We start from the raw sequence: 713 nt of genomic DNA on the forward strand, positions 1-713 counted from the left end.
TTGTGCACAGAAAACCCCCAGCTAGGCTGGGGGTTCCGGAAAGCTTTCAGCTTTGAGCCAGTTATTAAAACCCCTTTTGATTTGTTAAAACACCTTGCGGTCTGGCAACTGCAAGTGTCAAACAAGAAATCAAAAGGGGGTCCCAATGGGGGACGAAAAGAGCTTAGCGCACACCCGCTGGAACTGTAAATATCACATAGTTTTTGCGCCGAAATACCGAAGACTGGCGTTTTACGGAGAGAAGCGTAGGGCGATAGGCAGTATTTTGAGAAAGCTGTGTGAGTGGAAAAGCGTACGGATTCTGGAAGCAGAGTGCTGCGCAGATCATATCCATATGCTTGTGGAAATCCCACCCAAAATGAGCGTATCCGGCTTTATGGGATATCTGAAAGGGAAAAGCAGTCTGATGCTTTACGAGCAGTTTGGGGATTTGAAATTCAAATACAGAAACAGGGAGTTCTGGTGCCGAGGGTACTATGTCGATACGGTGGGTAAGAACACGGCGAAGATACAGGACTACATAAAGCACCAGCTTGAAGAGGATAAAATGGGGGAGCAGTTATCGATTCCATATCCGGGCAGCCCGTTTACGGGCCGTAAGTAACGAAGTTGAATGCAAATGTCAGATCGTATGCGCCTGTTAGGGCGCGGCTGGTAACAGAGCCTTACAGGCGCATTTGAAAAACCTCCGGCTATGCCGGAGGATATTTATT

The 713-nt window shown here is 47.8% G+C and carries 2 protein-coding genes; both read left to right on the forward strand.

Translation table 11 applies throughout. The annotated features are described in order from the left end of the window. On the forward strand, positions 1-189 hold a 189-nt coding region (locus tag FQ015_RS24050), incomplete at its 5' end, for a hypothetical protein (protein ID WP_072648930.1). After that, a complete protein-coding gene (gene tnpA, locus FQ015_RS00005) occupies positions 146-604 on the forward strand; it encodes an IS200/IS605 family transposase (RefSeq protein WP_000502112.1) in 459 nt (152 codons plus the stop codon). The genes FQ015_RS24050 and tnpA, both read left to right, overlap by 44 nt. The last annotated feature ends 109 nt before the right edge of the window (positions 605-713 follow it).

It is taken from the genome of Escherichia sp. HH26CH (genome assembly GCF_009820205.1).
GTDB classification, from domain to species: Bacteria; Pseudomonadota; Gammaproteobacteria; order Enterobacterales; family Enterobacteriaceae; genus Escherichia; species Escherichia coli_F.